At 65.3% G+C, this 2,741-nt stretch carries 1 protein-coding gene; it reads right to left on the reverse strand.

Annotated features, from left to right (window positions below; genetic code table 11):
• A partial coding sequence (locus tag ACFXKN_RS33395; protein WP_379434787.1) for an amino acid adenylation domain-containing protein occupies positions 1–2,741 on the reverse strand: 2,741 nt, incomplete at both ends.

Genomic DNA, 2,741 nt, shown 5'->3' on the forward strand with positions numbered 1-2,741 from the left:
GAGGTCGAATTCGTAGCGCGCCAGCCCGGCGACCGCATCCGCCAGCCGCTGCGACGGCCACGACTCCGCGTCGACAACGGCCCATCCGAAGTCGATCTGGTCAGCGGGAACGGTCAACTGGTGTGGTGTTCCCTCGATCGAGGGGAATACTGTTCGCAGGCTTTCGTGCCGTTCGACGACGTCAGCCATCGCCAACCCCAGTGCCAGCGTGTCGAGCTCGCCGTGCAACCGCAAGGCGAGCGGCAGGTTGTAAGTCGCTGACAAACCCTCCAACTGGTGGATGAACCACAACCGGCGCTGAGCGAACGACAACGGAACCACGTCCGGCCGAACCATCGGAACCAGCGGATCCCGACGACTCGACCCCGCCCCCACGCTCTCCGCAAGTTTGGCGACCGTCGGCGTCTGGAACAACGCCCGCACCTCGATCTCAACGCCGAACGCCTCATGAATGGCTGCGACCACGCGCATCGCCAGCAACGAATGGCCGCCCAGATCGAAGAAGGAGTCGTCGACGCTGACCCGGTCCACTCCGAGAACTTGGGCATAGATCGAAGCCAGCGTCTCCTCGGCCGGTGTCGACGGTGCCCGGTATTCCTCCCTGTCCGCGTGATCCGGTGCCGGCAGGGCCTGCTTGTCGAGCTTTCCGTTCATCGTCAGCGGCAGGTTGTCCAGCACGACCACCGCCGAGGGCACCATGTACTCCGGCAACCGCGACGCCACGGCCTCCCGTACGACAGCCCCGTTCACCCGGCCGGTCACGTATCCGACGAGCCGTTTGCTGCCCGGCTGGTCCTCGCGGACAACTGCCGCGGCATGATCCACGCCGGCCACCGCCGCCAGCGCGGCCCCGACTTCGCTGAGTTCGATCCGAAATCCGCGGATCTTCACCTGGTCGTCGCTGCGACTGACGTACTCCAGCTCGCCGTCGGTGTTCCACCGGACGAGATCGCCGGTGCGATACATCCGAGATCCGCCCTGCCCCCATGGACATGCCACGAACCGTGACGCCGTCAGCCCTGGCCGGTGCAGATAGCCGCGAGCGATACCCCTGCCCGCGACATATAGCTCACCCACCATCCCGACAGGGACCTCACGCAACCCCTCGTCGAGCACCAGGTACACCGCACCGGAGATCGGGCGACCGATAGACGGCACTCCCGAACCGGCACGCAAGGCCTCGCTCAATGACGTATAGAACGTCTCAGTGGGGCCATACCCATTGATCATTACCCGGCCCGGCGCCCACTGGTCCACCAGCTCCGCCGAACACCACTCACCAGCGAGGACGATTGTCCGGACCGAGCTGAGGTGTTCGGGCCGAAGCAATCCGAGCGCGCTCGGAGTCATGTTCAGTATGTTCACGCCTTCGCGCACCAGTAGTCGCTCGAGATCCCGGCCGGATCGAACTACGTTGTCGGGCACCACGACCAGTCGTCCGCCGTGCAGCAGCGCGCCCCAAATCTCCCACACCGAGATGTCGAACGCGTAAGAATGGAACTGCGTCCACACCTGCTCGGACGCGGGCTCGAATCCCCAGTCGCGAACCGTATCGAACGTTTGCGTCACGCTCCCCTGGGTGAGCGTCACGCCTTTGGGCCGGCCGGTCGTGCCGGAGGTGTAGATGACGTACGCCAGGTTCTCGGCGGAAGGGGTGGGCAGCACCGACACCGGGTGATCGGCGATCGCCGGATCGTCGATGTCGACCACCGCCACCCCGTACCGCACCAGGCGATGCGTGTACTCCGCGGACGTGATCGCAAGCGCCGGTCGCGCCTCGGTGAGCATGAACTCGACCCGCTCGTCCGGATGCATCACATCGATCGGCAGATACGTCGCCCCCGCCTTCAGCACCGCCAGGATTGTCACGATCGCCTCTGCCGACCGCGGCAGCAACAACGCCACGATGTCGCCGGCGCCGATACCACGACCCGCGAGCATCTGCGCTAGCTGCCACGACATCGCATCCAGCTCGCGATAGCTCAGCGATCGGTCTTCGAACACCACCGCCACCGAATCCGGAGTCCGCGCGACCTGCTCAGCGAACAACGCCGGAATAGACACCGCGACGGCATCCTCAGCGAGTACTCCCCGATGGGAGAACACCGCCAGCTGCGCTCGCTCGTGTTCGTCGAGGACCTCGATCGAGGACACCCGCTGCTGTGGATCGGCGGTGATCGCCGTCAGTACCCGTTCCAGTCGCGAGACCAGGCGTTCGATTGTCGCCGCGTCGAACACGTCGGACCGGTACTCGACCACGCCATTGATCCCGTCCGGCGCACCGGATTCGGTGTGGCTTTCCCCGATGAGGAAGGTCAGATCCATTCGCGCCGCGAAAGTCTGGGTGGGCTCGGCCGAAACGTGGACCCCGCCGAGGCCGAGCTCGGCGGCCTCGTTGTTCTGCCAGGCCAACGTCACCTGCACCAGTGGATGATGTGCCTGGGAGCGCGCCGGATTGAGACGCTCGACCACAACGTCGAAGGGCACGTCCTGGTTGGCGAAGGCGTCGAGGCTGCGCTCACGCACCTGCCCGAGCAGGTCGCCGAAGCAAGGATCACCAGCGAGGTCGGTGCGCAACACCAGAGTGTTGACGAAGAATCCGACCAGATCGTTCAACGCGGCATCGTCACGACCGGCGACGTTGACGCCGACCGCGATATCGTTGCTGCCGCTCATCCGTGACAACAACACCGCCAACCCGGCCTGGACGACCATGAAGGTGGTGGCGTCGAATTCGCCGG

The organism is Nocardia sp. NPDC059195, from assembly GCF_042754695.1.
Lineage (GTDB): Bacteria > Actinomycetota > Actinomycetes > Mycobacteriales > Mycobacteriaceae > Nocardia.